The sequence below is a fragment of the Vibrio anguillarum genome (assembly GCF_003390515.1).
Taxonomy (GTDB): domain Bacteria; phylum Pseudomonadota; class Gammaproteobacteria; order Enterobacterales; family Vibrionaceae; genus Vibrio; species Vibrio anguillarum.
Genome location: NZ_CP031478.1, coordinates 18,377 through 45,070, shown reverse-complemented (window position 1 = coordinate 45,070; position 26,694 = coordinate 18,377). Strand labels below are relative to the sequence as shown.

The window sequence follows — 26,694 nt, the reverse complement described above, 5'->3', positions numbered from 1 at the left end:
AAAGGTGACGTTTATCTGTTTTCAAATCTATTGTAGTCAAGTAAACCAGATTCGACAGGTTGATTTTTTCGATACCATGCATGAACTTTATCGCTGAACGGCCAAAACTTCGAAGAACTGCGGCGAATGGCGAACCTATCGAGCAACTTAACGTAGTCCTGCTCATTTTGCATTTTACTCAATAGCATCACCAATTCTGCGATCTCGTGTTCATGCAGTGACAAATAAGCAGAAGGGTAACTGCCAATGACACCTCTCACTAGAGTCAAATCATCATTCGCTGGGTCACGGTTGCTTTGTTCATCAAATAGACTTGAAATATTGAGATGGGCGTTATTGTGTAACAAAGTGAACAGTTGATCCTCTCCGTTTTCAGCCGTGATCATCAACATCATAATTTGTGGCACAGCCAACAACCCTTCACCTTTGATCTTATTAACGCTATTTAACATCTGTTCACTACGCTTTGAAAAACCAGTGTCAATTATCGAATAACGATTTGATAACACAGGTTGAAGCTCAGACTTCAAAAGATCAAACAACTCAGATTTTGGATCTTGCGTGTGGTAAACAATACTGGTCGGTTGATCAAAAGGGGCAACGTTACGTTGCAAAAAGTCACTGAGTTGAGTGCTTTGATTTTGATACCAACTTGACTGCTCTTGGTGCCTTATCTCTCTAGGCAACAGAGAGACAAAATTACTTTCACCTTCAAGACGCAGAAAATCCATAAACATGCGAGTAATGAGCTGGTGGCCGAAATTGCCGTAAACATCAAAACCCGCCACCAGTAAATAATGGATTCTTTCTAGTAGGGCATAGTCTAAAACCCATGCTGTTTTGGGTTTTTCTCCCACCAAACCTTGCACTACCGATGCACTATCGAAATGCCTAAAAATAGTCAGTGCCGCATTCGGGTTATAGCCATCACCCATCCACAGTACATCCGTGGTTAAGTTCTCGCCATTTTTGAACCACTGATTAGTAAATTCAGACTTTGCTTTCAAATAACGTGCTTGTTGATGCGCATAACGGACCCAATGAGTAATAGGCAACGTGTTACTTTCCAACTCGCTTGGCAGTTTTAGATTCGCGGCTTGCGATCGATAAAATTGATTCACTTCGGGTAAATCAGCTTTCTCTGGGTCTAAAAAGAACACCCAAAAATGGTCGTTAATAACATTCAGGGCTAGCTGGCCACGACACACTGGCCCTTTGATGAAAGCCATGATGGTGTTTTGAGCATTGTCTAACATAAATCGAAAGCGTGCTTTAACCGGAAGGGCATCAAATGCCGTCATCGGATTGGCGGCAACTTCAATATCATAGCTAGGCAAAACCGAGACTTGATAATTAGGCCGAATGAACCATGCCTGCCAATCATCTAGACGTTTTTTATTCAACGCATAGGGTAAATGAGTTTTATCTACGATACTGCCTTGCTCAGGGATCAAACGGTAGTAGACGCGTTCTACACCAGGATTATCGTAAGGACGCCTTGTCGCAATTCGGTTAACAGGCTCGCCCGGGGGCGTTGTCGAACGTATCAAAGTGAAAAATCTAGGCTGACCAGCAAGTTCAGAAAAATAAAGGTGAGAAAGAAAAAGATGCTCGTAGATATAACGAGCCATTAACTGATTCTTTGCTGTACCTTTATTTAAAAAGTTTTCGTATTGCGCAACCGATTTCTCCTGATCAGAAGTGAGCGGAATATGGCCATTCATGATTGCGCCATCTCTTAGCCACGTGAGTAGCGTATTGTATTCAAGAGGGCTAAGATTTGGCATGCCATAAGGCATTCCCCACGTTGGGTGATCTTGTTTGTACTGTCCGTACTCTTCAATTGTTGGACAAACTTGTTCGCGATCTATCGAAAAATCAAAACCTTTTAGCTGATCTTGTTCTGGTAACGGATGTTCCTCTTTTTGCATTAATAATTTCGCGACTAATCCTGCTTCTAGATTCGCGGTAGGCGTTTGAGATCTCTCGTTCAGCACAGGATGAAAACCAAAATCTCGCCACTGCTCTGTGTATTGTGCATCTTCAAACAAACGGGTAGGAGCCGACGCCGTCAGGCGCGTACCATGATAAACCAACGCTTTACTGGCTCCACGATCAATCCCTTCAACTGAAGACATTTTTAGCTGGCAGGGTGCATCATAACAGGCGTGACAGACCACGCAGCGCTGATCGATGATGGGTTTAACATCATTTAAAAAGAAAGAGGCTTCTTTTGAATCTACTGGCGATTGTCTTGACTGAACGCTTGCTTCACCAAACAGTTGGTCATAGTTCAAGCCCGCATACATTGCACATCCTGAAAAAAACACGATGCTAAGAATAATAAGTCGATGAAAAGACATAACATGAGAAATTTAGGAATATTTGTCCCAATTAAAGCAAAGATTAACAAAATGCACCACAAAACGATGAAAATAGCGCATTAGGGATGATAAATCGCCCGAGTGGAATAAACTCCACAACTGAACGCACAATGCTCAATTTAGGGTTATAAGACGAGTATACGGTAGACTCGCATTGGCTATACGCATTTAATAAACCCATTGAACCCGCTATAGTTAAACGAAGAAAATTTTGAGGAGTCAAAGGATGAAACTCTCGATATCAGGGAAGTTGCAATTAAGTTTTTTATTGCTGGTGGTGCTTCTTATCATTTCGACCTTTTTTACCTATCGCAGTATTACGCAAGTCGAAACTCACACCAATTCATTGCTGCAAACGGATCTGCCAACCGTGAATACTAGCCGAAATATTCAGCAGTCGATGCAAGAGGTTATTTCAACGTTACGCGCCTATTTATTGGTGGGTTCTCAAAGTGCAGTGGGTGCAACGCAACTGACAAAACTTGAAACTATTATTGGACAGATGGACAAAACGGTACCGGTGTTAGAAACGCTGATTCTCAGTGAGCAATACACCGCGATCATAAGCGAATGGGCAGCAATCAAAGCGCATATCCAAGGCATCGTATTACTGAGCCAAAGTGAGGATAATTTACCTGCCCACACATTATTCATTAACGAGGCCGCCCCCATAGCAGAAGTTGCCCTTGACCAGTTACAAGGGCTGATTAACGACGAGTCGACTAACAAAGAAGGAGGGGAGCGGAAACGTCTCTTTAAATTGTATGCTGACAGCTATAATTCGTTAGCTAATGCACTGGCATCGTTGCGAGATTTCTTACTGTATGCGAAGCCTGAACATCTCGAAAAATATCAAGACCTGATTAACTCTCATAACCAATCTGTTGCTGAAATTGTGGAAAAGTCCTCTTTGCTATCGGATGATGAACAGAGTCTTTGGTCATTATTTAATGAGATGCAGCAGCTTTATTTCCCACTCGCACAGCAGGTGATTGCAATACGCCAATCTGAGCAATGGAACGGCGTCAATCAAAAAATGGCCACACAACTTATGCCTGCCGTAGATAAAATGACTAACCGTCTTGAAGATGTTATCGCCACTCAACAATCAAAAGCAGAGCAAAGTGGCGAAAGGATGAGTCGTAGCATTAGTAATGTGATTAACGTGTTATTTATCATGATTGCCGTGACTGTTTCAGTTGCTGTTTTGCTTTCCAATTACTTAGGTAAGAATATCGGCCGCAGAGTGAGTCGAATTGGAAAGAGAGCCGAAATTATTGCGGCAGGAGATGTCTCTCAACCAGCACTTTTGTGTGAAGGTAGCGACGAGCTATCTCAGCTTACCGCCGCGATAAACAATATGAACAACTCACTGCGAACGATCGTTCAGGGAGTCAGTACCAAAGCGCAACAGGTCAGTCAAAACATGGATGAGCTTCTGAACTATAACTCAAACACTCGGCAGCAAGTACAGCAGCAGCGAGCAAGTATTGAGCAGGTTACAGTACGTTTGAGCGATGTGGCGCAGTATTCTATGGCGACCGCAGAAAAAGCTGAACAATCTACGCAATCTCTTTTGTTATCACAAAATGAGCTCAAAGAGGGAGCCTCGGCGCTAGAACAAAATAGAAAAAGTATTGATAAGCTTGATCAAACCATACAAAAGGCAACGCAATTGGTGCTCGATCTTAGTCGAGAAAGCGAATCGATTGGGCGTGTGACCGAAGTAATAGAGGGATTAGCGGAACAAACTAACCTTCTGGCCTTAAATGCGGCGATTGAGGCCGCAAGAGCCGGAGAATATGGACGAGGCTTTGCTGTGGTAGCGGATGAAGTTAGGCTGCTGGCGACTCGAACCACTCAATCAACCACAGAAATTAACACTATTATAAACGCCATACAGTCAGCGACTGCGGCTGTGGTCAATGAAATTAACATGAGTCAGAACCTTGCCAATGAGGGTGCGGCGCAGACCATCCACGCCTTCAACAAAATGATGGACGTACAAGGAAAAATAACGGCGTTAGATAAGGAAATGCACCAGTTATCCTCGGCGGCCGATCTGCAACAACAATCAACACACCAAATGACTCAATTCATGCAAGAAGTTGTCAATTCGGTGGAAAGTGTGGCAAGTATTAGCCAAATCTCAAACCAAACGTCAGCGCAAGTAAAAGATAATGTCACTGTACTCAATCAAGAAATGGAAAAGTTCAAAATTTAAACGCAAGAGTAGATATTCAATTGAGTTAAAAATAACCAAAAGCACACAAATCTCAACCAATTGAATTTACTTTGTTTATTTACTGTTCGCTTGAACGGGTTTTGATAAAAAATGGGTTTTCTTTTTTGCTAACTGTGGCATAGTGACAGCGTCAATTCGGTGCGCGGGCATCGTATAATGGCTATTACCTCAGCCTTCCAAGCTGATGATGCGGGTTCGATTCCCGCTGCCCGCTCCAATATTCTCGTATTTATCCAGTCTACTAGAAACAAAAAATCCACCCTAGAAAGAGTGGATTAGAGTCGTTCTTTTTAAAAATTTAAACGGGACTGACGCTTTCTGCTTGTGGCCCTTTTTGACCATCAGTGATTACAAAACTCACCTTTTGGCCATCGACTAAGTTGCGGCGCCCTTCACCCGTAATAGCGGAAAAATGTACAAATACATCTTTGCTGCCATTATCTGGGGTAATAAAGCCAAAACCTTTGTCTTGGTTGAACCACTTTACAATTCCGTTTACTTTTTCACTCATAATCTTACTCTTGCTATGTTGTTTTGACGTTGCGAAACAGTTGCAACATGAATAACTTAACCAAAGTATTTTGCACAATCTAATGAAGTTTCTGTGAATGTGATGTACGCCTTGTTGAGTATCAAATTTTGCGATTTCTATACCAAAATGTGATGCATTAAATCAAGGTAACTGTTCATACTTCAACTCTATTTCTGCCGTTTTGTTTAGCTTTATAGAGCGCTTGATCCGCAATTTTTAACACTGCTTCAGGTTTTTCTGAGGCGTAGCTATCAGCAACGCCAATACTAACCGTAATAGAGACAAGATTTGATGGTGTTTTCTGCTCACGCTTCTTGGAACCGAGCTTATCGTCTTTTGGTCTGTCTTCTGCGTTCCTAATGACCATTTGGTACTGTTCAATATCTTTGCGAAGCAAATCTAAGTAGATTGCAGCTTGCTGTGCATTTTTTCCTTTAAATAGGATGGTAAACTCTTCACCACCGTAGCGATAAACACGTGCGTTTCCTTGAGTCAACAATAAACGGCTAGCAATCAACTTAAGCACATCATCGCCAGTGTCATGACCATAGTGATCATTGAACTGCTTAAAATGGTCTATATCTAGCATCGCTATCGCATATTTTTTGCCTAAGTATTTGATGTCAAGATCTAAGGCGTGGCGACCTGGGATACCCGTTAAGCGATCAATAAATGCCATTTTATGGCCCGCCGAAATTAGATATAAGATCAATAAAACCCCGGCTAGAGAGAAAAGTGTGCTTGAGATATAACTCACGTGGAAAAAAATAAAGGTGACGGAGGAGAGTAAAATACTGGCGTAAATGCTGGTGTCTAAGATCTGGTTTCGCGTGAGCACAAATATTGCGGAGACCCCAATTAATACCAAGAGGTACATCACCAACAAAAATGGCAATTTCGATATTTTCGGTATAGTTACTAAAAAAACTTGGCTAAAATTCTCAAATCCGCCATCACTGACGTACATCAAAGTAACAACGGCCCAAAACATTAACAGCAGCAAAATAGCGATGTATAAGCCATAAGTTTTACTCAATACAGTAGCATTACTTCCTAACGCATAAGGTACTAAACACAAAACGGGTAATAACAAACTTAATAACGAAAGCTCTAGCAAGGTTGTTCCCGTAGAAAGGGGCATCTGTAAGCGCCACTGGATGATTGCGTAGGCCACCATCATCGCTGTCGAGATCATAGCCAAACGCCCTTGCTTAAAAATGTGTCCTAATGCGATTGCTACCGTGAAAAGAATATAAGGCAGGTTACTAGCGAAGCCAATATTGGCGCTAGTGATCAGAATGACGTTTTCCATCCCCAACATAATGGCTATTAGCAACCCTATTGGGAATAAGAATCGAAACCAATGAGATGATACAAAACTTGTCGGCATTAATAATACAAATATGACCTTTGTGGCATTTAAAATTAAAATTGATAATAAGGCCCATAGCATACTTTTATTTAATAGATTGCCAAGCTTTTTGCTAGACTTACTAAATGAAAGCGAGCACTTGAACAAAGTTTAGACGACAACGCATCTAAAAGTTGTATAAAATCACCAAGGTACGCTAAGTTGTTACTGCTAAGTTCTATCTAAATATTTTGATTAGTACGAAGAGGAAGGAGTGTAAGGATGCAAATCAGTGTTGATGTACATAATTACATGGAAACACTTGTCGGACGCGTATTGGCTGAAGATAAGTATGTAAATCACTATGATAATGAGCAGCTTGCCGATCTCGCTTGCTTATCCCTTGCTCAATTGAGACCGATCTATATTCGATACGACATAGATTTTCTCTCTGCGCTACCTGAAGAAAAATTGGTCATACTTAAAGAGAATGCACAAGTTGCCGTTGAATCGGCGGAAAGCATGATCGTTAATGATCGACGTAGACACAGAGAAGATGATATTCCTATCATTCTAGGCCAATTGCGCTTTGACGATAACTTAGAACTAGAGTGGTTCGAGAAGCCGATTATTGAAACAAACAAGTCTTAAAGGAGTTCTTGTGGGATTTTTTTCTCGTTTATTTAATCAAGGGTCAGGCAATGACTCAAAAATGAAGTTTTTGGATCCCATTGAATATAAAGGTTTTTTAATTTACCAAGATGCAATGTCTGAATCAGGGCAATATCGTGTCGCTGGTAAAATTAGTAAAGATGTTAATGGTGAAATATGTACTCACCGTTTTATCCGCTCCGATGTCGTAGCTAGTAAAAGCGACGCTGATGAGCTTATGCTTAAAAAAGCAAAAATGCTCATCGATCAGATGGGCGAGAAAATCTTTTCCTAACATCGTCCAACTTGATAAAAATCATAATGAATATCCTCATTAGTCGATACCCTTATTCATTGAGTAAAATACATGGCTAATATCCTGTTTTTATAGAGCTTTGTGATAAGTGGTTCGACCTCTGCTTTGTTTGGATGTCGTTGTGTTTTTGTCTTTCACCTATGACAATCACTCATTACTTAACCTTATATGTAATAGCATTTTGTATTTTTATTACAAACTGCTTGCAGTTATGCTGGTGGTTAGATAAAAACAGAATAATCATTGTGCCAATAGTCAAGGAATAACTATGCAAATTGGTGTACCAAAAGAGACCCTTACGGGTGAAACACGGGTTGCAGCTTCACCGAGTTCGGTAGCGCAATTAATCAAACTAGGCTTCGACGTCTCCATTGAAACTCAAGCTGGGGTTTTAGCCAGTTTTGATGATGCGGCTTTTGAGGCGGCTGGTGCCACGATTGTTTCGACACAAGATGTTTGGAATTCAGACATTATCTTGAAGGTCAATGCGCCGATTGTTGATGAAAAACAATCGATTGATGAGGTTGCTTTGATCAAAGAAGGGGCAAGCCTAATCAGTTTTATCTGGCCTGCACAAAACCCAGAATTGATGGAACAGTTATCAAGTAAAAAAATCAACGTGCTGGCGATGGACTCAGTGCCGAGAATATCCAGAGCACAAGCTTTAGACGCTTTGTCATCAATGGCTAACATTGCTGGCTACCGCGCTGTTGTTGAAGCTGCACATGAATTTGGCCGCTTCTTTACAGGGCAAATTACCGCAGCGGGCAAAGTCCCGCCGGCAAAAGTACTGGTTGCTGGAGCTGGCGTTGCTGGCCTCGCTGCTATCGGTGCCGCAGGAAGTTTGGGGGCAATTGTACGAGCTTTTGATGTTCGCCCAGAAGTAAAAGAACAAGTTCAATCAATGGGTGCAGAGTTTTTGGAAGTCGATTTCCAAGAAACGGCTGGTTCAGGCGATGGTTACGCCAAAGAGATGTCTGACGACTTTAATAAAAAGGCCGCTGAACTGTATGCAGCGCAAGCTAAAGATGTCGACATCATTATCACGACGGCTTTGATCCCTGGACGTCCAGCCCCTAAGCTGATCACCAAAGAGATGGTCGACAGTATGAGCGCTGGTAGCGTGATCGTCGATCTTGCAGCTGCAAACGGGGGGAACTGTGAATACACGGTTGCCGATCAGGTGATTACAACCGCCAATGGTGTGAAAGTGGTCGGTTATACTGATATGGTTGGCCGCTTACCAACACAATCCTCTCAATTATATTCAACAAACATCGTTAACTTGCTGAAATTGTTATGCAAGGAAAAAGATGGATCCATCAACATTGACTTTGAAGACGTTGTTTTACGTGGTGTGACGGTCGTGAAAGAAGGCGAAATAACGTGGCCAGCACCACCGATCCAAGTCTCTGCGCAACCGCAAGTCAAGACCGCACCAACTAGACCTGAACCCAAAAAACAAGAACCCGTTTCTGCGACGAAAAAAATTACTGGCTTAGTTGCTGCCGTTGGCGCTTTTGCTTGGATCGCATCGGTCGCACCTGCGGCTTTCTTAAGCCATTTCACCGTTTTTGTTTTAGCGTGTGTTGTGGGTTACTACGTCGTTTGGAATGTTACTCATGCTTTACATACTCCTTTGATGTCCGTTACCAATGCAATTTCCGGCATTATTGTGGTCGGAGCTTTATTGCAGATAGGTCAAGGGAGTGGTGTGGTCACTTTCCTCGCGTTTATCGCTGTTTTAATTGCAAGCATTAACATCTTTGGTGGTTTTACAGTCACCAAACGTATGCTTGAAATGTTCCGTAAAGACTAAGGGAGTAATATATGTCTGCAGGATTAGTACAAGCCGCATATATTATTGCTGCTATCTTCTTCATCATGAGCCTTGCTGGATTATCAAAGCAGGAATCAGCAAGAGCTGGTAACTACTATGGTATAGCGGGTATGGCTATCGCACTCATCGCCACTATTTTTCGTCCAGATGCGCAGGGCTTAGCTTGGGTATTGCTGGCGATGGTAATTGGGGGTGGTATCGGTATTCATTATGCTAAAAAAGTAGAAATGACCGAAATGCCCGAACTTGTGGCTATTCTCCACAGTTTTGTGGGCATGGCTGCGGTATTAGTGGGTTATAACAGCTATATCGATGCGCCAATTGTACTCGATCACGCTGAACACGTGATTCATTTGGTTGAAGTGTTCATTGGGGTATTTATTGGTGCCGTCACCTTTACAGGATCTATCGTCGCCTTTGGTAAACTGCGTGGAATCATTTCGTCGTCGTCGCTCAATCTCCCTCATAAGCATAAGCTCAACCTCGCGGCCATTGTTGTCTCCACATTATTAATGATTTACTTTGTTAATAATGGTGGCAGCATGTTTGCATTGATTATTATGACTCTGATAGCGTTCGCGTTTGGCTACCATTTGGTGGCTTCGATTGGTGGTGCAGACATGCCCGTTGTGGTATCGATGCTTAACTCCTATTCAGGTTGGGCAGCGGCAGCGGCTGGCTTTATGTTAGCGAATGATTTGCTGATCGTAACCGGAGCACTGGTTGGTTCTTCAGGTGCCATTCTTTCTTACATTATGTGTAAAGCGATGAACCGCTCTTTTGTTAGTGTGATTGCCGGGGGCTTTGGTCAGGATGTGACTATCAGCGCAGACGTTGAATACGGTGAACACCGTGAAATAAACGCTGAAGAAGTAGCCGAAATGCTGAAAAACTCTAAGTCAGTGATCATCACTCCAGGGTATGGCATGGCAGTAGCTCAAGCACAGTATCCTGTTCACGAAATCACGGAGAAGTTACGTGCACAAGGCATTAAAGTTCGCTTTGGTATTCACCCAGTAGCGGGACGTTTGCCTGGCCATATGAACGTACTGCTTGCTGAAGCAAAAGTGCCTTATGACATTGTGTTAGAAATGGACGAAATAAACGATGATTTTACTGAAACGGATACGGTTTTGGTGATCGGTGCAAATGACACAGTAAACCCAGCAGCATTAGAAGATCCGAACAGTCCGATCGCCGGAATGCCAGTGTTGGAAGTATGGAAAGCGCAAAATGTCATTGTATTCAAGCGTTCAATGAATACTGGCTACGCAGGTGTACAAAACCCTCTTTTCTTTAAAGATAATACCTATATGCTTTTTGGTGATGCAAAAGAGAGTGTAGACGCCATCTCAAAAGCGTTATAGCATCTACGATTAAGATAATGAAGAAGCCAGCAAAATGCTGGCTTCTTCTGTTTTTGAGCAATCATTATTGACATGGATATAACACGTGCAATGTATTATTAGTTAATAATGTTATATAGTTTTTAATCTAAACCATTAATGAAAATAAAACTTGTTTAAAGCGATTAAGACCTACTTTTGGACTATTTTAGTTCTAATACCTATTCAAACCTATGCCGATTCGTTGCCAGAACGCATCGACCTTTTTGCATCGCTTTTTGATTATAGTACCGCTGATGTAAGTTATGATATCCGTACTTTGCAGGTTGATTATCCAACTCGCTTATTGACTCCCGAATCAATGTTACCGCAAACGGCTGAATACCCTTTAAAAGATCTACAGTTGTTATACAAATTATCTCAAAGCTGTACAGGTAAGTTGCCGCTGAGCCCACTCATAACAGAACCATTAGTCTTCACGAGAGCTATCTGTAAAGGATCTCAATTACCGTCGAAATGGTTTGCGAGAAGCGCTTTGATTCACCCAGGAGGTGGAACATATGCGGCTCGTTATGTGAAAAAATACCCTGAGAAATTTGTAGAGTTGCAACAATATATGCACATACGAGAGCGCACCAAGGCAAGTGTGGATTCTTTGCTTGGCCGCATCCAAAACATGAATGAAGATACGATCTTAGCACTTATATCAGGTGCAACCATGTTTGTAGAGAACAGCGATCTTTGGCTGAGAAAAGGGGATATGTATTACGTTTTTAACGAAGACGTATGGTTAGACAACGCGAGTAAAGCAGGACTCAGCTATAGCATGGCCTCGGAAAATTCGACCTGTTTTATTCAAAGAGGCAACATTTGTTGGAATGTTGAAGATCATTCCAACGTGTTACGGATAAGTATGGTAATTCTTGTCCTAGCTAACATAATACTTGTATTAGGCTGGTCCCTTTATCGTTGGAATTCAAAACGACAGGAAATGAAAAGTCGTATGTTGGTGCTGCAGATTCTTACTCACGAGCTCAGAACACCCATTGCAAGTCTATCGCTAACCGTTGAAGGATTTCGGCGCGAATTTGAAAGGTTACCATCAACTGTTTACGATGAGTTTAGACGGCTATGCGAAGATTCCAGACGTTTACGGCAACTGGCCGAAGCCAGTAAGGATTATTTACAGTCAGAGAGCAGGCCGCTTGCAACAGACTGGGTACCTTCCGTTGAAGAATGGTTACAATACAAAGTGGAAGAAGAGTTTCGTGAAAGCATAGATCTTGTTATAAACAAAGATATTGCAGCTAAACTGAATGTTTATTGGCTTGGGACATGCATCGATAACTTAATTAGAAACGCAGTAAAATACGGTGTTGCTCCAGTTACGTTAGAGGTAACAACTAAACAAAATTCAATCACGATCAAAGTTACAGATCAAGGTCTGTTAAATCATCGAGATTGGAGAAATTTACGTAAACCTTTTGTCAGCAAAAGTGGCTTAGGTTTAGGTTTGACTATTGTAGAATCAATGGTAGGTCGGATGGGTGGTAAGATGACACTCGCAGGACCGCCAACCACATTTATATTGGAGATCCCCTGTGAAACAGACATTGCTTCTCGTTGAAGATGATAAAAACCTTGCCGATGGCTTATTAGTAAGCCTTGAACAAGCAGGGTATGACTGTTTACATGCAGAAACTATTGCAGATGTTAAACAGCATTGGGACAGTGCAGACTTAGTCATCCTCGATCGCCAATTACCCGATGGCGATTCTGTTCAGTATTTGCCAGAATGGCGTAAAATAAAAGAGTTGCCAGTAATTCTTTTAACCGCACTTGTTACGGTCAAAGACAAAGTGGCCGGATTGGACGCGGGGGCAAATGATTACTTAACCAAGCCTTTTGCCGAGGCTGAATTATTTGCACGAATTCGAGCCCAGCTTCGTTCACCAGAATCAGAAGGGCAGGATGACACGAAAGTGGTTACACCCAATCTTGTTATTGATAAAGCCACAAGAGAAGTTTTTTTTAAAGAAGATTCAATTACCTTAACGCGTACTGAATTTGACTTACTCTTATTTTTAGCAAGCAATCTCGGGAGAGTGTTTACGCGTGATGAATTGCTTGATCATGTATGGGGTTATAACCACTTTCCAACGACAAGAACCGTAGATACCCACGTGTTGCAATTGCGCCAAAAACTTCCAGGCTTAGAGATTGAAACCTTACGCGGTGTTGGATACAAGATGAAAGCGTGATGCAGAAATCTCGTTTACTATTGGTAGGCATAGCATTTGTGACTATTCCTACCAAAGCACAAAATGTTGAGTGGTTTGATCAAATCACACCGCTTACCCAAGCGCATCAGAATCTTTTAAATAATAATTTAGAAGCAATGTTTAACTCACTTGTCGAAGTGTGGCAGCTTGAACATAACAAAAACATTCAGAGCCATCTCAATGAATTATTATTACAATCATTAACCGTTGATTGCGGTAAAAGTTTAGACAAAAAACCACTCCCCGAATGGCTTAAATCAATCACCATTAATAGGCAAGAGATCCAGAGCCCAGGAAGAGATGCATTTCATGTTGATATAGAAGTGGACGCTGAAAAACCACTTGCTGATATTAGACTGGCGCAGTGGGTCGATAAAAGTTTATCAACCGATAGTGTATTAACGACCACTTCGAGTGACAGCGTCACTGGAACGGCACATTACTTAAAGCGTTATAATCTCAATAGTAAAATTACAATGGGTTTATACCGTCTTGATATAACAGCCAAAGATCAGCAATCTTGGAGCGCATGGATTGTGCTTGGTGAACCCAAAGCAAAGCAAATTGTACGTTGGGCTTCGAAAGATCAATGGCAAATTGAAAAAAAAGCGCTACTCAATCCATATTGCCCTTTACCTGAACTCAATGTATCGCTGTATGATTACATCGATGGAAAATACTCTGAAATATGGAGTCAACGCTACGAGTCTGAGTATCCTAATGAACTTGAAATCACTAATTTAGCTGCAGACCGTTATGTACTAGCGGTATCAATGACTCAACAACGTTGGCAAGGGCCGATTATCATTGAGCAATCTCAAGTAATCAGTAAAACCTACGATGTTTCAGTAGATGAATAATTAAAGATAATAGACAATATGCCGTTATAGACATAAAGGAAACGACACGTTTATAACATTATGAAAAATTTCATTAAAATACTCCCACTTGCAGTCGTACTTACACCCTCTTTCAGCTTCGCAGCCAATTATGCAATAGAGGCGCGAGGGGATGCGATGGGTGGTGTAGGGGTTGTATCTGCGAACTTTCTCACTGCTCCATTTTATAACCCTGCACTTGTGGCTATTTACCGTCGTAACGATGACGTAGGTATGATCGTTCCCAGTTTCGGGATTTCTTATAATGATGAAGACCACATGGTCGATGATTTAGACAGCATTTCAAACTTCATAGAAAAAAAAGATTACACAAATACTGAACAGCTGCAGAAAAGTTTAAATAATTTACAAAATGATAAACTAAAAGCCGAAATTGGCGGTGTTGTCGCCTTTGCCATTCCTAACCAATTTATAGCGGCTAATTTATTCGCCAAAGCCTATACCGAAACGTTTGTCACTCCTGATATTTACAGCGGCGAAAATACTGCGTCATTAACTCCAGAGCTACAAACTATCGAAAACGCAGAGCTCAGCGCAGTGAACGCTGTTTCCGTTGGGGTAACAGAAGTGGGTTTCTCGCTAGCCAAGTACCAAACATTTTTAGGCCAACATATTGCCTTTGGTGTAACACCTAAACTTCAACGCATCTACACCTATGTATATTCAGCAAGCGTAACCGATTACGATATCAAAGATGCACGCGATAATGGCCAAGGTGAAACCATGTTCAACCTTGATGCCGGCGCATTGTGGTTTTATGGGCCTTTAAGAGTTGGATTTTCCGCAACCAATTTAGTCAAGAGAGACATTCAAACTCAATCTTACACTAAGAGTCTTAAGAGCCAATTCGGTAAAACACGAGACATCAATATTGGCTACGCATACCAAATGAGGCCACTTTATACAGTAGGCGTAGGCATTGTTGCAGACTATGCCACATTAAGCGTGGATTATGATCTTAATGAAGAAGAGCGCTACACTAATTTTAATGACAATACACAGATGATTCGAGTAGGTGGTGAAATCGATATCATGCGTCAGTTAAAATTAAGAGCAGGATATAAGAAGAACTTAGCATACGATAATGTTGATGGAACAATCACAGCAGGGGTAGGGATCTCACCTCTCAATCTCTTCCAACTGGACATTGGAGCTAGCTATACAAACGATAATGCGATGGGAGCTTACATAAATTTCCTTGCTAGTTATTAACTCGATCTCTATAGTCAGGCTCCTAATCAACCGGAGCCTTTTTAAATGTTTGATGATATTCCAACTTTATCTCACCAAGAACAGCAAGAAGCTGTTGAGAAAATTCAACAACTAATGGCTCAAGGTATCAGTACCGCAGAAGCCATAAAAATCGTTGCATCCCAAATTAGAGCAGAAAAATCTGCAGATAAAACGAATTAATTCTCAACCTAACTATTTCCATTGCATAAGAGCGTTCACTCATTAGTGGACGCTTTTTTGTATCGAGAAAACCCCTAGCTAGGCTGGGGGTTCCGTAAAGCTTACGGCTATAAGTCAGTTATAACCCCTTTCAATTTGATAAAAACGTCTTGTGGTCTGGCAACTGTAAGAGTTAATTAAGAATTGAAAGGGGGTCCCAATTGGGACGAAGAGAGCTTAGCGCACACGCGATGGAATTGTAAATATCATGTAGTTTTTGCACCTAAGTACCGAAGGCCGGTGTTCTACCAGACTTCGCCGGGATATCATCCAAATGCTCACCAACGAGCAAGTGGGTAGCGTATATTCTCGAGTGTTGGTGCTTTCAGCGATGTTCTGTTTAACCGGTTTTGTAGCAAAACTTGGCCATTGGTCTAAGTATTTGAGTGAACTTAGCTGATCAGATAATTTAGTTCCATGATTTAGGAAATAAAGCCATTTTATGTAGGATTTTTCTGGGATTATGAGTTGTCTATTGTCTGCTTTTACTGATGGTTATATCGTTAAGTGAATGAAATCTAGTCTAGGAATCTCGGAATGATAACCAATAACATAAGTAATGCTCAACTCAGCGGCATTGAGCAAAACGCTCCTCAAGTGGGTCCCCAAAAAGTCGAGGCTTACCTTGCAACGATTAAGAAAGCCCAAAAAGACCTTGAAAAAATCGATCCTGCCATTGCATCAGTCGATGAGCAATCAGCAGATTCTGAAGTACTGGCTATGGTAGCGGCTCATCAAAAACAAGTTGTCCAGTCTATGGTGGGTAGTAATCCTGAGGATGCTATTGCATTGACACTAGCGGCTGGTATCGAAGCATGCAGTGCTCGACTTGAAGCGATACAGCAGCAAGCTATGGGCTTAGGTGTATTTGTAGATTCCATGGAAGCGATGTGGGAAGACATATCAAAAACATCACCATTAACAGGGTATGCGTTAGAAGACGCTTTTCAACTAGTGCTTATGGATGTATTGATCCACATTGACGATTACAATTTAACAGCGGATGAAAAAGATGCCCTTCAACGTTTTATGGAGTGTGGCGGTTCAGGGATGCATGGTTCTCATGAAAACTATGATCAAAATGAATTTGTTGCTGACCTTCCTGGACTTTTTAACAAAATTCATGCCCAGGCACCCAAGGACAGTTTTGCTTATACAATTACTGATTCTATGAAAAATAATTCTGGTTGCCCCGGGGCTTTAGTAACGCAATTTCAGAATAATTGGGGTACTGCTAGTGAATGGTATTCTAACTGGACTAATGGCATAGGCGATGTCTCTCCAATTATGCGTATGGCATTACTCTCTAGTGTGCTGACTGATTCATCTGTGGAAATCTCCAGCGACGAATATAATATGTTTCTTACTGGTAGCCTGTCTGATATTGATACCTTTATGAACGAAAAGTACGGTAAAAATACCATTGAATACATTAACGAGGATCTTGCTATGTGGAACTATTACTTCGATCCTAGTGAGAATCCAGTTACCGGTTTTGGTATGAATTTCCATTCTTCTAGTGGAATGCAGGTAGACTACTTCACTGCATTATCAGAGAATTTACCTTCTCGACCTCTCACCGACGAGGAGCTGAAAGAAGTCAACCGCATCGGTGATCAGGTAAGAATGCTGCAAGAGACTCTCAAATATTGGTTGCAAATTTGCCGAGACGAGCTAGTGGCCATTGCACGTAACATCTAGTTCAGAACGGTCCATTAGGTCGGTCGAAATAAAAATGGGTTGTGGCATCTGAAACACATATACACATTCATGCATTCAAGAGGGACTGCCAACGCGTGGCGGCTTTAGCGCAAGTGTTTACAGTGGGTTTTTGAGTTCGGCGGTGCGTTGTTAAACACCGCTGTAGCTTCAAGTAGGAAGAGAATATAACAATCTAGAGTTACGGATGTGATGAAAATTACCATTTTTCTGTATTCACGCTCTTTTTGAACTGAGTCGCTAAAAACGTTAGCAATACGTTAAAAGCTGTCTATATTTTTCCAGTCTGCTAGAATCGCGTTGTTTATATTTTAGCCTTTAATTTTACACACTTATCGAGGTTTTACATGGAGCTTGGATTAATCATCGTTTTTATCGTGGCTGCAGCGGTCATGGTTAAGAAAGAGATGTCAGAAAATAAGAAATAGACTCACTCATTGATAACTTTTCTACCCCTTTTTAAATGAATGTGTCTCAAAGCCAGTATTAAACTGGCTTTGTTATTTCTACGATTTTTGGTTCCAAACCAGTTCTCCTCGTCTATTTTCCATCCCGTCAGAGATACCACAACGATGATAAATAAGGCATACTCGTTATTGCATACTCACTGCAATTTCACCAAAGGATGTCCATTTTGCAAAGTCCAATTACCTTAGAAGCGCTTCATATTTTAGATGCGATTGATAGACGAGGCAGCTTTGCTGCGGCGGCAAATGAGCTAAGCCGTGCACCATCATCGCTGAGTTATCAGATCCAAAAATTGGAACAAGATTTAGATATCACTATTTTTGACCGTTCAGGGCATAAAGCGACGTTTACTGAAGCCGGCTTGCTCATTCTTGAGCGGGGTAGAGCCATTTTATCGGCGACAGAAAAATTGGTGAATGACGCAACCTTGTTAGCGAATGGTTGGGAACTGGATTTGACGGTCGCATTTGACGGTATTATCCCTATTCATAATTTTTTCCCAATGGTTGAAGCGTTAGGTAATGTCAGTAAAACACGAATCCGTCTTCAAGAAGAAATTTTAGCGGGGTGTTGGGAGTCACTTTCAACCGATCGAGCCGATTTGCTGATTTGCCCACGTATCGATACGTTACCACAAGATGTAAAAGCAGAAACCATAGGAACTATGTCAATGGTTTGGGTAGCGGCCAGCTCGCATTACGTGCACAAACGAAGCGGTGCATTTGATGAAGAAGCAAGGCAAAAGTATCGAGTGATTGCGATTGCCGATACCGCGCGTGACCAGCCTGCAATGAGCGTGAATATTTTGCAAAAACAACCGCGTTTGACGGTAACTAATTTCAGCGCAAAATGTGCCGCTTTAGTGGAAGGGTTAGGCATTGGCACATTACCGAAACAGATAGCAGAACCATTGATCGCCGCAGGTAAACTGAAAGCAATCAGCGGATCTGAAGAAAAATCGATGCAGATCATTATGGCATGGCGGCGTAATAAAATGGGCGAAGCAAAGTCGTGGTGTGTGCAATACCTCAAGAAAAACTGGACGCTAAGTTAAAATTTTGGGCGGATCGCAGTGATCAAACCTGATCGCTACGGCTTTATTCTGGTTTATTTAAGATCAAAACCATATCTGCCGTCCCATCTTCGAAATGCACTTCAATCTCAAAACCTAATTTTTGCGCTAGCGTCAACATGCCTCGGTTGGTTGGCATGGTCATGCCGGAAATTTGTAAGGTTCCTTTCAAGCGACAATAGTCGATGATTTTTTGCAGCAAGATTTTACCCAAACCTTTTCCTTTTAAATCAGAACGGATCAAGATGGCGAACTCAGCATCGCTATTCTCAGGGTTAATGAGTGCCCGTGAAACGCCAATAATACTCTCTTGATCATTGGTATGATCCACTGCGACAAAAGCCATCTCTCGGTCATAGTCAATTTGAGTAAAATTGGCTAAGGCTTCATGGTTAAACTCGCCGACATCCGAAAAAAAGCGTTTATACAAATCTTCTTTTGATACGTTACGGATAAACTCTGCATGATGCGGCTCATCTTCGGGCAAGATTGGGCGTAAGGTAATGGCCGAGTTGTCCTTTAGGAGCATATTTTCTTCAAACTCACTTGGATAGGGGCGGATAGCTAATCTACTTTGTCCGTCGCCTTGGTAATCTTTTAGGACTAAGTTGGCATCCAATATGGTGAATTGATTACCATTGGCTAAAACCGGGTGAATATCTAATTCATCTATTTGTGGACATTCAATAATCATCTGCGAGATACGAACTAAAAACTCAGATAACCCATCAATATTCATTGGCTCTGGTAGTTTTTGCAGCCGAATTTTCCCGCTGCGTATTGCTCTGACAATCAGATAACGAGCGAGCGTCATATTCAGTGGGGGGAGTGCGGCGGCGGCATCGATTGATTCATCCCATTCTGAACCACCTTGTCCCAGTAAAATGACCGGGCCAAAGGTTGTATCAGTAATCACTTTGATCCTGAGCTCTTCGCCGCCAGCGAGCTTTGCCATTGCCTGAACCAATAACCCATGAATATTAGCGGAAGGATACGAGATCTGCGTGCGATCCAATATCGCTTGCGCTGCGCTTGCCACTTCGTGGCGGTTGCGTAGATTGAGCATCACGCCTTGCACATCTGATTTATGCGTAATATCGGGCGAACGCAATTTCACCACGACTGGGTAACCAATTTGCTCGGCAATATGTACCGCTTCACTGGCATCAGAAGCTATCCAAGTTGGTAATACATTAAAATTAAAATATTTAAATAACTTACCTATTTGGTGTGTATCAAGGTGACGGGTAGGGTGTATGCCTAGTTGCTCCGCTATCCATTGCTGCGCGCTGTGTATTTCTGATACATGGACGGGTTCTGCGGTTGTCGGCGTTTCCATTAGTTGTTTTTGATTTCGACGGTACTCGACTAAGTGCATGAATGCCACCACTGCACTTTCTGGCGTTCGATAGGTTGGGATGCCCGCTTGGGTAAATATTTGTCTAGCCGGGCGCGCGGTAAGTTCTCCTGACCAATTGGTTAGGATGTTAAAACGTTTATGGCGAGGGTGCGCTTTAATGGCATCGACCACCGCTTGAGCGGTTTGTTCAGACTGCGCAATCGCAGATGGGCTGTGCATAATGAGAATGGCATCGGTTTTATCACTATCTAGCAGCACATTTAGTGTATTAACGTAGCGAGTATGATCCGCATCACCCACCATATCGACCGGATTACTGTGAGACCAACTTTTAGGCAGGCACTGATTTAGTTTTTGATAAGTAGACTCTTCAAGATCGGCAAGCTTTCCGCCTCGATCTAACAAGGTATCGACGGCCATAATAGCTGGCCCGCCACCATTGGTAATAATAGCAAGACGTTCACCTCGTAATGGAACGGAGTGAGTGAGTGTTTCAACAGCGGCAAAGAGTTCATGGGTATTATTCACCCGTAACATACCCGTGCGTTGAATTGCGGAGTCATAAATAATGTCGAGTGTATTGTCTCCACCAGTATGTGCTTGAGCCGCTTTACGTCCAGCAAGCGTTCTTCCTCCTTTTAATACTAAGATTCGCCGGTTACGTGACGCGGCACGCGCTGCCGACATAAAACGGCGAGCATCCTTAATCGTATCAACATAAAGCAAAATGGCTTGGGTGTGTCTATCCGTGCTCAGGCAATCAAGCAAGTCAGAGAAATCGATGTCGCTGGCATTACCAAGAGAAATAAATGCTGAAAATCCGATCTCTTTGTCATTTGCCCAATCTAAAATCGTGGTACAAACCGCTGCAGATTGTGAAATAAAGGCAATGTTACCTTTTAAGGCTGTGACAGGAGAAAACGAAGCGTTGAAATTTAACCAAGGTAGGATCAGCCCTAAGCTATTGGGGCCCAAAATGCGCATTCCTGCCGATTTTGCAATTCTAGAACATTGGGCTTGGATTTCGACTCCTTGAGCATCTTCAGTATACATATCAGATGAAAGTACGATGACGGAGCTGATGCCTTTATCTGCCAATTGCTTAAATAAGGTGACGTTGCGTGTTGCGTGCGTGCATAAAATCGCAATATCAGGGACGATAGGCAGAGATTCGATACTTTTGTAGGCCAATACGCCACAGACGGATGGATAATAAGGCGTGACAGGCATAATCGCACCATCGAAGCCTCCTTGAAGTAGGTTCTTCATCACGATATTGCCAGCACGAAGCGAGCGCACTGATGCACCAACAACCGCGATCGATTTTGGTTTCAGGAATGGATTTAAATTGTTCATGTTGATGAACCTTTCACTCACGAATTACCGTTAGCTTAGCGAACAAATGCTATCCTTGTTCACTATATTGGTTTGATTGTGATCATTACGTCGTGAGACAACTGCGACTTTGTGCCATAAATCACAGTACAAGGGTATATAATCACAAAGCGAGCTTGATTCTGAGCGTCGCTATCGGCATGATTTATAGTAATTTCTACTTAAGGCGTTGAACAATTCATGAAAAAAATCACAATTGTCGGTTTATCAGTGCTTCTGGCTGCCTGTGCATCTGATACATACATTACCGATGTCACCTCTGAAAGCCATCGTGAAGAGTACAAAGTTGCTCCGGTTCAGCAACCAGTAGTCGCTCAAGAAGGCATGGCTACTGGAATTTCTGAGAGCAATGTCGAAACGAATGTGGTGAAGATGTCTCCTAACGATACAGAGAAAAAAGTCGTTAAGATGAGCCCTCAAAGCAAAGCCGCAGTAGCGCTCATTCCACCGACAGCTAAACAGACAGCAATGAATCCGCGTTTTGGCTACACCATTCAGGTCGTTGCTGTTGGATCACAGAATAAAGTTGATCAGTTTGCCAGTAAACTGCCCAATTCTGACGGCCAACCTATTTGGGAAAATTATAAAGTAGTGAATGGAACCAAGTGGTACACCGTACTTTATGGTGACTACGCAACTCGTGCCGATGCTGTTGAAGCAATTAAAACACTGCCAACCGAGTTTCAAGCAATGAAACCTTTTGCCAAAAGTATTGATACCATCAAAAATTCGGAATTTCCGACACTCAATAAGTTAAACTGATTCTGGATTTTATCGCGAATAAATGATCAAAGGGGCTTATGCCCCTTTATTGCTTATAACTTAGCCTGTTACAACAGTAAAAAGGTTTTCCTTGGCTAAAACCGTGTAACTTCACACTGAATTGATTATCATGATTTATAGTTTATTCGTCAGCAGCATGGACAGATTTTAATGACTCAAACAACAATCCTATTATTATGTGGTGGCGGTTCGTCAGAACATGAAGTTTCACTTGTGTCAGCCAACTATTTACAAGCACAACTTGAAAAAACAGAAGGTTTTCAAGTTATTCGCGTCGAAATGCGACCCGATGGTTGGTACAGTGAAAAGGGCGATCTGAGTTTCTTAGACACGAATGCTGCAACGTTGAATACCAATGGTGTTGCCGTCAATATCGATTTTGTGGTTCCTTGCATTCATGGTTATCCAGGGGAAACGGGCGACATTCAATCGATGCTCGAGCTGGCTGGCATCCCATATTTAGGTTGTGGTCCAGAAGCCAGTGCTAACAGTTTTAATAAAATTACATCTAAGCTTTGGTACGATGCGCTGGGTATTCCTAATACACCTTATCTTTTTCTTTCAGAAAATAATGCACAAGCGCATCAGCAGTGTAAGCAGGCTCTGGAAAAATGGGGAAGTGTGTTTATTAAAGCGGCGAGACAAGGCTCATCTGTTGGTTGTTACAAAGTCACCGAGGTTTCCCAGCTCAACAGCGCAATCGATGCGGCTTTTAGCTACTCGGAACAAGTTCTGGTTGAAAAAGCAGTGAAACCTAGGGAATTAGAAGTTGCCGCTTATCAGCTTGATGGTGTTTTATATCTTTCTAAGCCGGGTGAGATCATCGCACCAGAAGACGCATTTTATACTTATGAAGAAAAATACAGTGCGGCTAGCCATTCGATGACTGAAGTACAAGCTCAGAATTTAACCAGAGATCAATTAGAAATGATAAGTGATTGTGCTGCTAGGGTTTTTACCCACATGAAGCTTAGGCACCTTGCACGTATTGATTTCTTTTTAACCCCAGAGGGAAACATTTATCTTAATGAAGTTAACACCTTCCCTGGCATGACTCCCATTTCAATGTTTCCTAAAATGTTAGAGCATAATGGGCATAGGTTTCATGAATTTCTAGCCAATTGCGTGACAACGTCACTCAATCAAAAGGTTTAATGACCTTAAATTTCATCTGTTCACTTTCTGCAATGTCGAGTTTACCAATGTATTGAGCTGGCATTGCAGGGCTTAACCATCGTCCAAATTGCTGAATATCTTGAGTTTTATAACCTTGTTTAGCCAGTTCTTGAGCCGCACCAACACGGGTTGATTGGCCTGAAAACCTCAAGTCAAATATGCCTAAACGTTGCCCTGCATGACGTAAGATACGGAAAATAGACGCATCATTTAAAGATCTATTTGAAATATTGCCATGGCGATCGATTGAACAAAACACAATGTTCGACTCTTTATTGAGTAATTGTAGCCACTTTTTAAGTGCAAGAGAGGCCGATTCAGAAAGATAATAATCGACATTTCCCACGATGATCTTCATTTGCCCATCCACAGTTAAGACTTGTCCTGTACTTAGTTTTTTAAGCTCACTTCGTTTCAAAGCACACTCAAACATCACATAATAGATTGCAAGATCGCGGATATCCTTTTTGTTAGGTGAATGAATAAGTTGTATATCTAGTGCTAATAAATGTTTTTTCGTTAACGGTGTCGCTTGCTTAGCATCATCACCTTTCTCTCCTTTAAGACGAAACAAAGAAAGTTGAGTGAGTCGGTTTTGTGTGGGGTCTTTCATCGAAAGTAGGTGATGGATGATACCAATGGTGACCATGTAACGCCTGATAGTCGCGTATTTTCTCACACGAGCTTCCGTTTCGATAAATTGCCTAACAGCTGTTGTTGAGCCAGGAAGAGGAGTAACACATCTTATTTTGCAAAATGTAACAAAATGATTCCAATCTTTAGTCATGGCCAAAGCGGAGTTCTTCGAATATTGCCAATGTGTCAAATGTTGAAATTGTTCAAAGCAAACTGTGTCGGAAAATTCGGTAACCTTTTGTTTTAAAATCATAGGATCTGTGATGAGAGGGATGTTTTTTTTCATCTTGATGCACTATAACAATATGGTTTATCGATAAATATACTTGATAACGGTGAAGATACAATTATTATTTAACTAACCTATAATTAAAAAGACCAATAACATATGGCTATAGCGACGTATCGAGGATTTACCCTTACATCTGCGCCTAACTCTACAGATATATGGCAAGTTAAGATCAAAAACCATGTTTTGACTGGTAACCTTGCGGCAGTTAAAAAAAGCATAGACTGGTGGTGTGATACTGCCTCTATCATTGATCCTAGAGAGTTCAGTGCGGTAGGTAAGAAGAGAGAAGCTCCAAATGGTAAACAAGAGCAATTTGGCGGCTTTACACTGAAGAATGATACAGGTGAGCTCAATGGGTGGTATTGCTTTTTCAATGGTCGCTTAATCAAAGGTTCAAAAGTGGCTATTCAAAAACATATCGAAGCTTATTTGCTTGCAAAACAGAAAGCAGAACAATTAAAGAAGTAAATGATTTATGACACTTGTATATTCTACGGATTTAGGCCGTATCAAAGCTGAGCCTGAAGTTATAGAACGCCCTAAAGGAGATGGAGTGGTTAGAATCCATCGTCAAACAAAAGGGCGAAAAGGGAAAGGCGTGAGTATCGTGACCGGCTTGGATTTAGATGATACTGCACTAAAGCTATTCGCGGCAGAAATCAAGAAAAGTTGTGGGTGTGGTGGCTCAGTAAAAGATGGTGAAATAGAGATCCAGGGTGATGCTCGAGACAAAATTAAAGCTTATTTAGAAAAGAAAGGTTTCAGAGTTAAACTAGCCGGAAATTAACGTATTAATAACTATAAAGTGAAAGTGAGAGAAGGTAACTTATTGATTTATGGTTACTCATGAACCTAGTAAGCAAACCAAGTAATTTAACATAAGATATATAATACGCACTTTAGTATTATTAATTTCAGTAAATTCAATGGGATAAAAATCACCATAAGTATTATCCCATACCATCAATTGCATCAGCTTGCCGTTTTTTATGACTAATATAGTCAGTTTTATCTAAGTACAGCCGCGAATGAAATTGGCAAACGTTTCTAACGTGACTATTGTCTACCTCAAACTTACGGGCTATCTCGCAGAAATTTAAACCCGCCTCGGCTAGCTCTCTAATGAGCTCAATATCCTCGTTAGAAAGCTTAACTGTTGGTGCCGTCTCTGCGATTTTTCGAAATGACACGCCAAGTTTACCAGCGCGAACCTTAACCGAGTCTCGACTACGGCCAAGAACCTGAGCAACTTCAGCAAATGACATTTTGTCTTGGTTGGCAATAATAAAACGATCTTCTTTTTTAGAGTAATGTGATTTTTCCCAGTGCTGAGCCGCTCTCAACAATACATGCAAAGGAACACGAATGAATGGTACCTCCTTGTCATCGTCTAAAAAGACTAAAAGCTGAACGTCTTCGTGACCTCTACGAGTAAACCTTGCCTTATGAGTTGGTCTAGATAACTGAAGTAATTCAAAATCACCTAAGCCGAGGTGATGAGTTTTGTTTGGGTCATATATCGATACGCTAGCCATAACGCGTCCTTACTAGAGCTATGTACGGTGTATTCTCCAGCGACATAAGGCGGTTGTCCTTCTTCTAGGGATAGTTTCATTTGAACCGGAAATTTCCCGCCTAAATAGGCATAAGCGGTTTGTTCATAAATAGTTCTAGAGGGTTTGCCTTCTTTACCCGGTATTGTACTTGTTTGAAAATTCTCATTTTCTTTGAATATCTCAATTTTAATCATGTGGTGCTCTCTTTATGCTACAGCCTTAAACGGCATGATGTTAGATCTGGAAACAACAGGGAGTTGATACCAGTCAGGGATAGAAAGTGGTTTAACCTCGATAACTTCTGAACGCTTGAGTGTGGGACACATACGACTCACATCGAAAGGACGGGAAATATCGATACCAATTTGTTTCAGTCGAGCCTTATGTTCATAGAACTGAGATTGATTTAAGATCTCTCGTAAATCAGAGCCATGTTGCCACATGGTGAAATAACTTAGCGTTGTATTGGCTTTACGGAGCGTATCAACCGCGCCAGCTTCAACAAGTTGATGCGCTATGGATTGGTGAGTGTCATGTGTACTAATTCAGACCTGATCTGACAGTTACCCACTTTTCGACTTGGTGCCTGTCAGATTATATCTGGGCTAAATTCTTTTCAGCCCAGATTGGCACGTTTAACAAGATCTAGTAATGTAGGGTCAGGAGCTCGGTTCTTTTTCCGACTAGGTGTACCGTAGCATTTGATTATAGTAACATCTTGGGATTTTGTTCGGTGTAAATATTTTTGGCTATTTGCACATTCAATAAGCTGTAGATGTTGTTCAGTTACAGATTTAGAACTAACCTCACGGTGTTTCTAATAGCGGAAATACATTGAGCAAAACTAATTTTAACATTCGAAAATGTTTTCCCAAGGTTAACAAGACTTGTCAAACCATTATTAAATATAGGATGCATAAAAACTCCATTCAGTGACTC

The 26,694-nt window shown here is 41.7% G+C and carries 23 protein-coding genes, 1 tRNA gene and 1 pseudogene; 17 read left to right on the top strand and 8 right to left on the bottom strand.

Annotation, left to right across the window (positions count from 1 at the left end; all coding sequences use genetic code 11):
• Positions 1–11: 11 nt before the first annotated feature.
• Positions 12–2,363: a fatty acid cis/trans isomerase gene (locus DD616_RS00150; RefSeq protein ID WP_208871517.1), complete on the bottom strand. Its 2,352-nt coding sequence runs from the start codon at positions 2,361–2,363 to the stop codon at positions 12–14.
• Between the two features lie 247 nt (positions 2,364–2,610).
• Here DD616_RS00150 and DD616_RS00145 point away from each other — a divergent pair, with 247 nt between their 5' ends.
• Both DD616_RS00145 and DD616_RS00140 read left to right on the top strand, forming a co-directional pair.
• On the top strand, positions 2,611–4,608 hold the full coding sequence (locus tag DD616_RS00145) for a methyl-accepting chemotaxis protein (RefSeq protein WP_029189957.1): 1,998 nt from the start codon (positions 2,611–2,613) through the stop codon (positions 4,606–4,608).
• 163 nt (positions 4,609–4,771) lie between these two features.
• Positions 4,772–4,846: transfer RNA gene (locus DD616_RS00140), tRNA-Gly, on the top strand.
• A gap of 81 nt (positions 4,847–4,927) precedes the next feature.
• On the opposite strand, the gene DD616_RS00135 is transcribed toward DD616_RS00140, so the two are convergent.
• Positions 4,928–5,140 (bottom strand): cold-shock protein, encoded by a 213-nt coding sequence (locus tag DD616_RS00135; protein ID WP_013867804.1) that lies wholly within the window; start codon positions 5,138–5,140, stop codon positions 4,928–4,930.
• 175 nt (positions 5,141–5,315) lie between these two features.
• The gene (locus DD616_RS00130) at positions 5,316–6,680 is read right to left on the bottom strand and encodes a GGDEF domain-containing protein (RefSeq protein WP_208871516.1); all 1,365 of its coding nucleotides are present in this window, start codon (positions 6,678–6,680) and stop codon (positions 5,316–5,318) included.
• 114 nt (positions 6,681–6,794) lie between these two features.
• On the opposite strand from DD616_RS00130, the gene DD616_RS00125 reads away from it, so the two are divergent.
• The 11 genes from DD616_RS00125 to DD616_RS00070 all read left to right on the top strand — a co-directional run bounded on the left by DD616_RS00125 (position 6,795) and on the right by DD616_RS00070 (position 18,539).
• Positions 6,795–7,163, top strand: coding sequence for a late competence development ComFB family protein (locus tag DD616_RS00125; protein WP_013867802.1), 369 nt, complete (start codon positions 6,795–6,797; stop codon positions 7,161–7,163).
• Positions 7,164–7,173: 10 nt separating this feature from the next.
• Positions 7,174–7,458, top strand: coding sequence for an HlyU family transcriptional regulator (locus DD616_RS00120; RefSeq protein ID WP_208871515.1), 285 nt, complete (start codon positions 7,174–7,176; stop codon positions 7,456–7,458).
• 289 nt (positions 7,459–7,747) lie between these two features.
• Entirely contained in the window at positions 7,748–9,298 is a 1,551-nt protein-coding gene (locus DD616_RS00115) for a Re/Si-specific NAD(P)(+) transhydrogenase subunit alpha (protein WP_013867800.1), read from the top strand.
• Between the two features lie 11 nt (positions 9,299–9,309).
• Entirely contained in the window at positions 9,310–10,686 is a 1,377-nt protein-coding gene (gene pntB / locus DD616_RS00110) for a Re/Si-specific NAD(P)(+) transhydrogenase subunit beta (protein WP_013867799.1), read from the top strand.
• Positions 10,687–10,837: 151 nt separating this feature from the next.
• Positions 10,838–12,292 carry a sensor histidine kinase VxrA gene (vxrA, locus tag DD616_RS00105; protein ID WP_017046913.1) on the top strand — a complete coding sequence of 485 codons (1,455 nt, stop codon included), beginning with the start codon at positions 10,838–10,840 and terminating at the stop codon, positions 12,290–12,292.
• Positions 12,267–12,926, top strand: a complete 660-nt coding sequence (gene vxrB, locus DD616_RS00100; RefSeq protein ID WP_208871514.1) for a response regulator transcription factor VxrB — start codon at positions 12,267–12,269, stop codon at positions 12,924–12,926. The genes vxrA and vxrB overlap by 26 nt, the downstream gene beginning before the upstream one ends.
• Positions 12,923–13,807: a DUF2861 family protein gene (locus tag DD616_RS00095; RefSeq protein WP_094163307.1), complete on the top strand. Its 885-nt coding sequence runs from the start codon at positions 12,923–12,925 to the stop codon at positions 13,805–13,807. Before vxrB ends, DD616_RS00095 begins: the two co-directional genes overlap by 4 nt.
• A 60-nt stretch (positions 13,808–13,867) precedes the next feature.
• Complete coding sequence (locus tag DD616_RS00090) at positions 13,868–15,058, top strand: conjugal transfer protein TraF (RefSeq protein WP_208871513.1); 1,191 nt, start codon at positions 13,868–13,870, stop codon at positions 15,056–15,058.
• A gap of 45 nt (positions 15,059–15,103) precedes the next feature.
• Positions 15,104–15,259 (top strand): YoaH family protein, encoded by a 156-nt coding sequence (locus DD616_RS00085; protein ID WP_013867794.1) that lies wholly within the window; start codon positions 15,104–15,106, stop codon positions 15,257–15,259.
• 576 nt (positions 15,260–15,835) lie between these two features.
• Entirely contained in the window at positions 15,836–16,999 is a 1,164-nt protein-coding gene (locus tag DD616_RS00075) for a hypothetical protein (protein ID WP_208871512.1), read from the top strand.
• A 643-nt stretch (positions 17,000–17,642) separates the two neighbouring features.
• On the top strand, positions 17,643–18,539 hold the full coding sequence (locus DD616_RS00070) for a LysR family transcriptional regulator (RefSeq protein WP_017047920.1): 897 nt from the start codon (positions 17,643–17,645) through the stop codon (positions 18,537–18,539).
• Between the two features lie 43 nt (positions 18,540–18,582).
• Here the strand turns inward: DD616_RS00070 and DD616_RS00065 are convergent, their stop codons facing one another.
• Entirely contained in the window at positions 18,583–21,273 is a 2,691-nt protein-coding gene (locus tag DD616_RS00065) for a bifunctional acetate--CoA ligase family protein/GNAT family N-acetyltransferase (protein ID WP_208871511.1), read from the bottom strand.
• A gap of 219 nt (positions 21,274–21,492) precedes the next feature.
• Between DD616_RS00065 and DD616_RS00060 the strand changes: the two genes are divergently transcribed.
• Together DD616_RS00060 and DD616_RS00055 are read left to right on the top strand one after the other, a co-directional pair.
• Positions 21,493–22,074, top strand: coding sequence for an SPOR domain-containing protein (locus DD616_RS00060; RefSeq protein WP_013867790.1), 582 nt, complete (start codon positions 21,493–21,495; stop codon positions 22,072–22,074).
• Positions 22,075–22,245: 171 nt separating this feature from the next.
• Complete coding sequence (locus DD616_RS00055) at positions 22,246–23,250, top strand: D-alanine--D-alanine ligase (protein WP_019281216.1); 1,005 nt, start codon at positions 22,246–22,248, stop codon at positions 23,248–23,250.
• Here the strand turns inward: DD616_RS00055 and DD616_RS00050 are convergent.
• Positions 23,234–24,193 carry a tyrosine-type recombinase/integrase gene (locus tag DD616_RS00050; protein ID WP_047691199.1) on the bottom strand — a complete coding sequence of 320 codons (960 nt, stop codon included), beginning with the start codon at positions 24,191–24,193 and terminating at the stop codon, positions 23,234–23,236. The genes DD616_RS00055 and DD616_RS00050 overlap by 17 nt on opposite strands.
• Positions 24,194–24,295: 102 nt before the next feature.
• On the opposite strand from DD616_RS00050, the gene DD616_RS00045 reads away from it, so the two are divergent.
• Both DD616_RS00045 and yciH read left to right on the top strand, forming a co-directional pair.
• Complete coding sequence (locus DD616_RS00045) at positions 24,296–24,667, top strand: DUF3319 domain-containing protein (RefSeq protein WP_013867787.1); 372 nt, start codon at positions 24,296–24,298, stop codon at positions 24,665–24,667.
• A gap of 7 nt (positions 24,668–24,674) precedes the next feature.
• Positions 24,675–24,986 (top strand): stress response translation initiation inhibitor YciH, encoded by a 312-nt coding sequence (gene yciH, locus DD616_RS00040; protein WP_094146972.1) that lies wholly within the window; start codon positions 24,675–24,677, stop codon positions 24,984–24,986.
• A 163-nt stretch (positions 24,987–25,149) separates the two neighbouring features.
• Here the strand turns inward: yciH and DD616_RS17280 are convergent, their stop codons facing one another.
• The 3 genes and pseudogenes from DD616_RS17280 to DD616_RS00025 form a co-directional block, all read right to left on the bottom strand.
• Entirely contained in the window at positions 25,150–25,734 is a 585-nt protein-coding gene (locus DD616_RS17280) for a hypothetical protein (protein ID WP_231140447.1), read from the bottom strand.
• Entirely contained in the window at positions 25,683–25,949 is a 267-nt protein-coding gene (locus DD616_RS00030; protein WP_208871510.1) for a single-stranded DNA-binding protein, read from the bottom strand. The genes DD616_RS17280 and DD616_RS00030 overlap by 52 nt, the downstream gene beginning before the upstream one ends.
• 12 nt (positions 25,950–25,961) lie before the next feature.
• Positions 25,962–26,297, bottom strand: a pseudogene (locus tag DD616_RS00025) (phage/plasmid replication domain-containing protein); the annotation flags it as partial.
• Positions 26,298–26,694: the final 397 nt, after the last annotated feature.

Bases quoted from the DNA above. Each gene is read 5' to 3' on its own strand.
- DD616_RS00045 (WP_013867787.1), top strand. From the start codon at position 24,296: ATGGCTATAGCGACGTATCGAGGATTTACCCTTACATCTGCGCCTAAC.
- DD616_RS00135 (WP_013867804.1), bottom strand. From the start codon at position 5,140: ATGAGTGAAAAAGTAAACGGAATTGTAAAGTGGTTCAACCAAGACAAA.
- DD616_RS00090 (WP_208871513.1), top strand. From the start codon at position 13,868: ATGAAAAATTTCATTAAAATACTCCCACTTGCAGTCGTACTTACACCC.
- DD616_RS00065 (WP_208871511.1), bottom strand. From the start codon at position 21,273: ATGAACAATTTAAATCCATTCCTGAAACCAAAATCGATCGCGGTTGTT.
- DD616_RS00145 (WP_029189957.1), top strand. From the start codon at position 2,611: ATGAAACTCTCGATATCAGGGAAGTTGCAATTAAGTTTTTTATTGCTG.
- DD616_RS00150 (WP_208871517.1), bottom strand. From the start codon at position 2,363: ATGTCTTTTCATCGACTTATTATTCTTAGCATCGTGTTTTTTTCAGGA.
- DD616_RS00070 (WP_017047920.1), top strand. From the start codon at position 17,643: ATGTCCATTTTGCAAAGTCCAATTACCTTAGAAGCGCTTCATATTTTA.
- DD616_RS00050 (WP_047691199.1), bottom strand. From the start codon at position 24,193: ATGAAAAAAAACATCCCTCTCATCACAGATCCTATGATTTTAAAACAA.
- DD616_RS00075 (WP_208871512.1), top strand. From the start codon at position 15,836: ATGATAACCAATAACATAAGTAATGCTCAACTCAGCGGCATTGAGCAA.
- pntB (WP_013867799.1), top strand. From the start codon at position 9,310: ATGTCTGCAGGATTAGTACAAGCCGCATATATTATTGCTGCTATCTTC.
- DD616_RS00085 (WP_013867794.1), top strand. From the start codon at position 15,104: ATGTTTGATGATATTCCAACTTTATCTCACCAAGAACAGCAAGAAGCT.
- DD616_RS00115 (WP_013867800.1), top strand. From the start codon at position 7,748: ATGCAAATTGGTGTACCAAAAGAGACCCTTACGGGTGAAACACGGGTT.
- DD616_RS00060 (WP_013867790.1), top strand. From the start codon at position 21,493: ATGAAAAAAATCACAATTGTCGGTTTATCAGTGCTTCTGGCTGCCTGT.
- DD616_RS17280 (WP_231140447.1), bottom strand. From the start codon at position 25,734: ATGGCTAGCGTATCGATATATGACCCAAACAAAACTCATCACCTCGGC.
- DD616_RS00125 (WP_013867802.1), top strand. From the start codon at position 6,795: ATGCAAATCAGTGTTGATGTACATAATTACATGGAAACACTTGTCGGA.
- yciH (WP_094146972.1), top strand. From the start codon at position 24,675: ATGACACTTGTATATTCTACGGATTTAGGCCGTATCAAAGCTGAGCCT.
- DD616_RS00055 (WP_019281216.1), top strand. From the start codon at position 22,246: ATGACTCAAACAACAATCCTATTATTATGTGGTGGCGGTTCGTCAGAA.
- DD616_RS00030 (WP_208871510.1), bottom strand. From the start codon at position 25,949: ATGATTAAAATTGAGATATTCAAAGAAAATGAGAATTTTCAAACAAGT.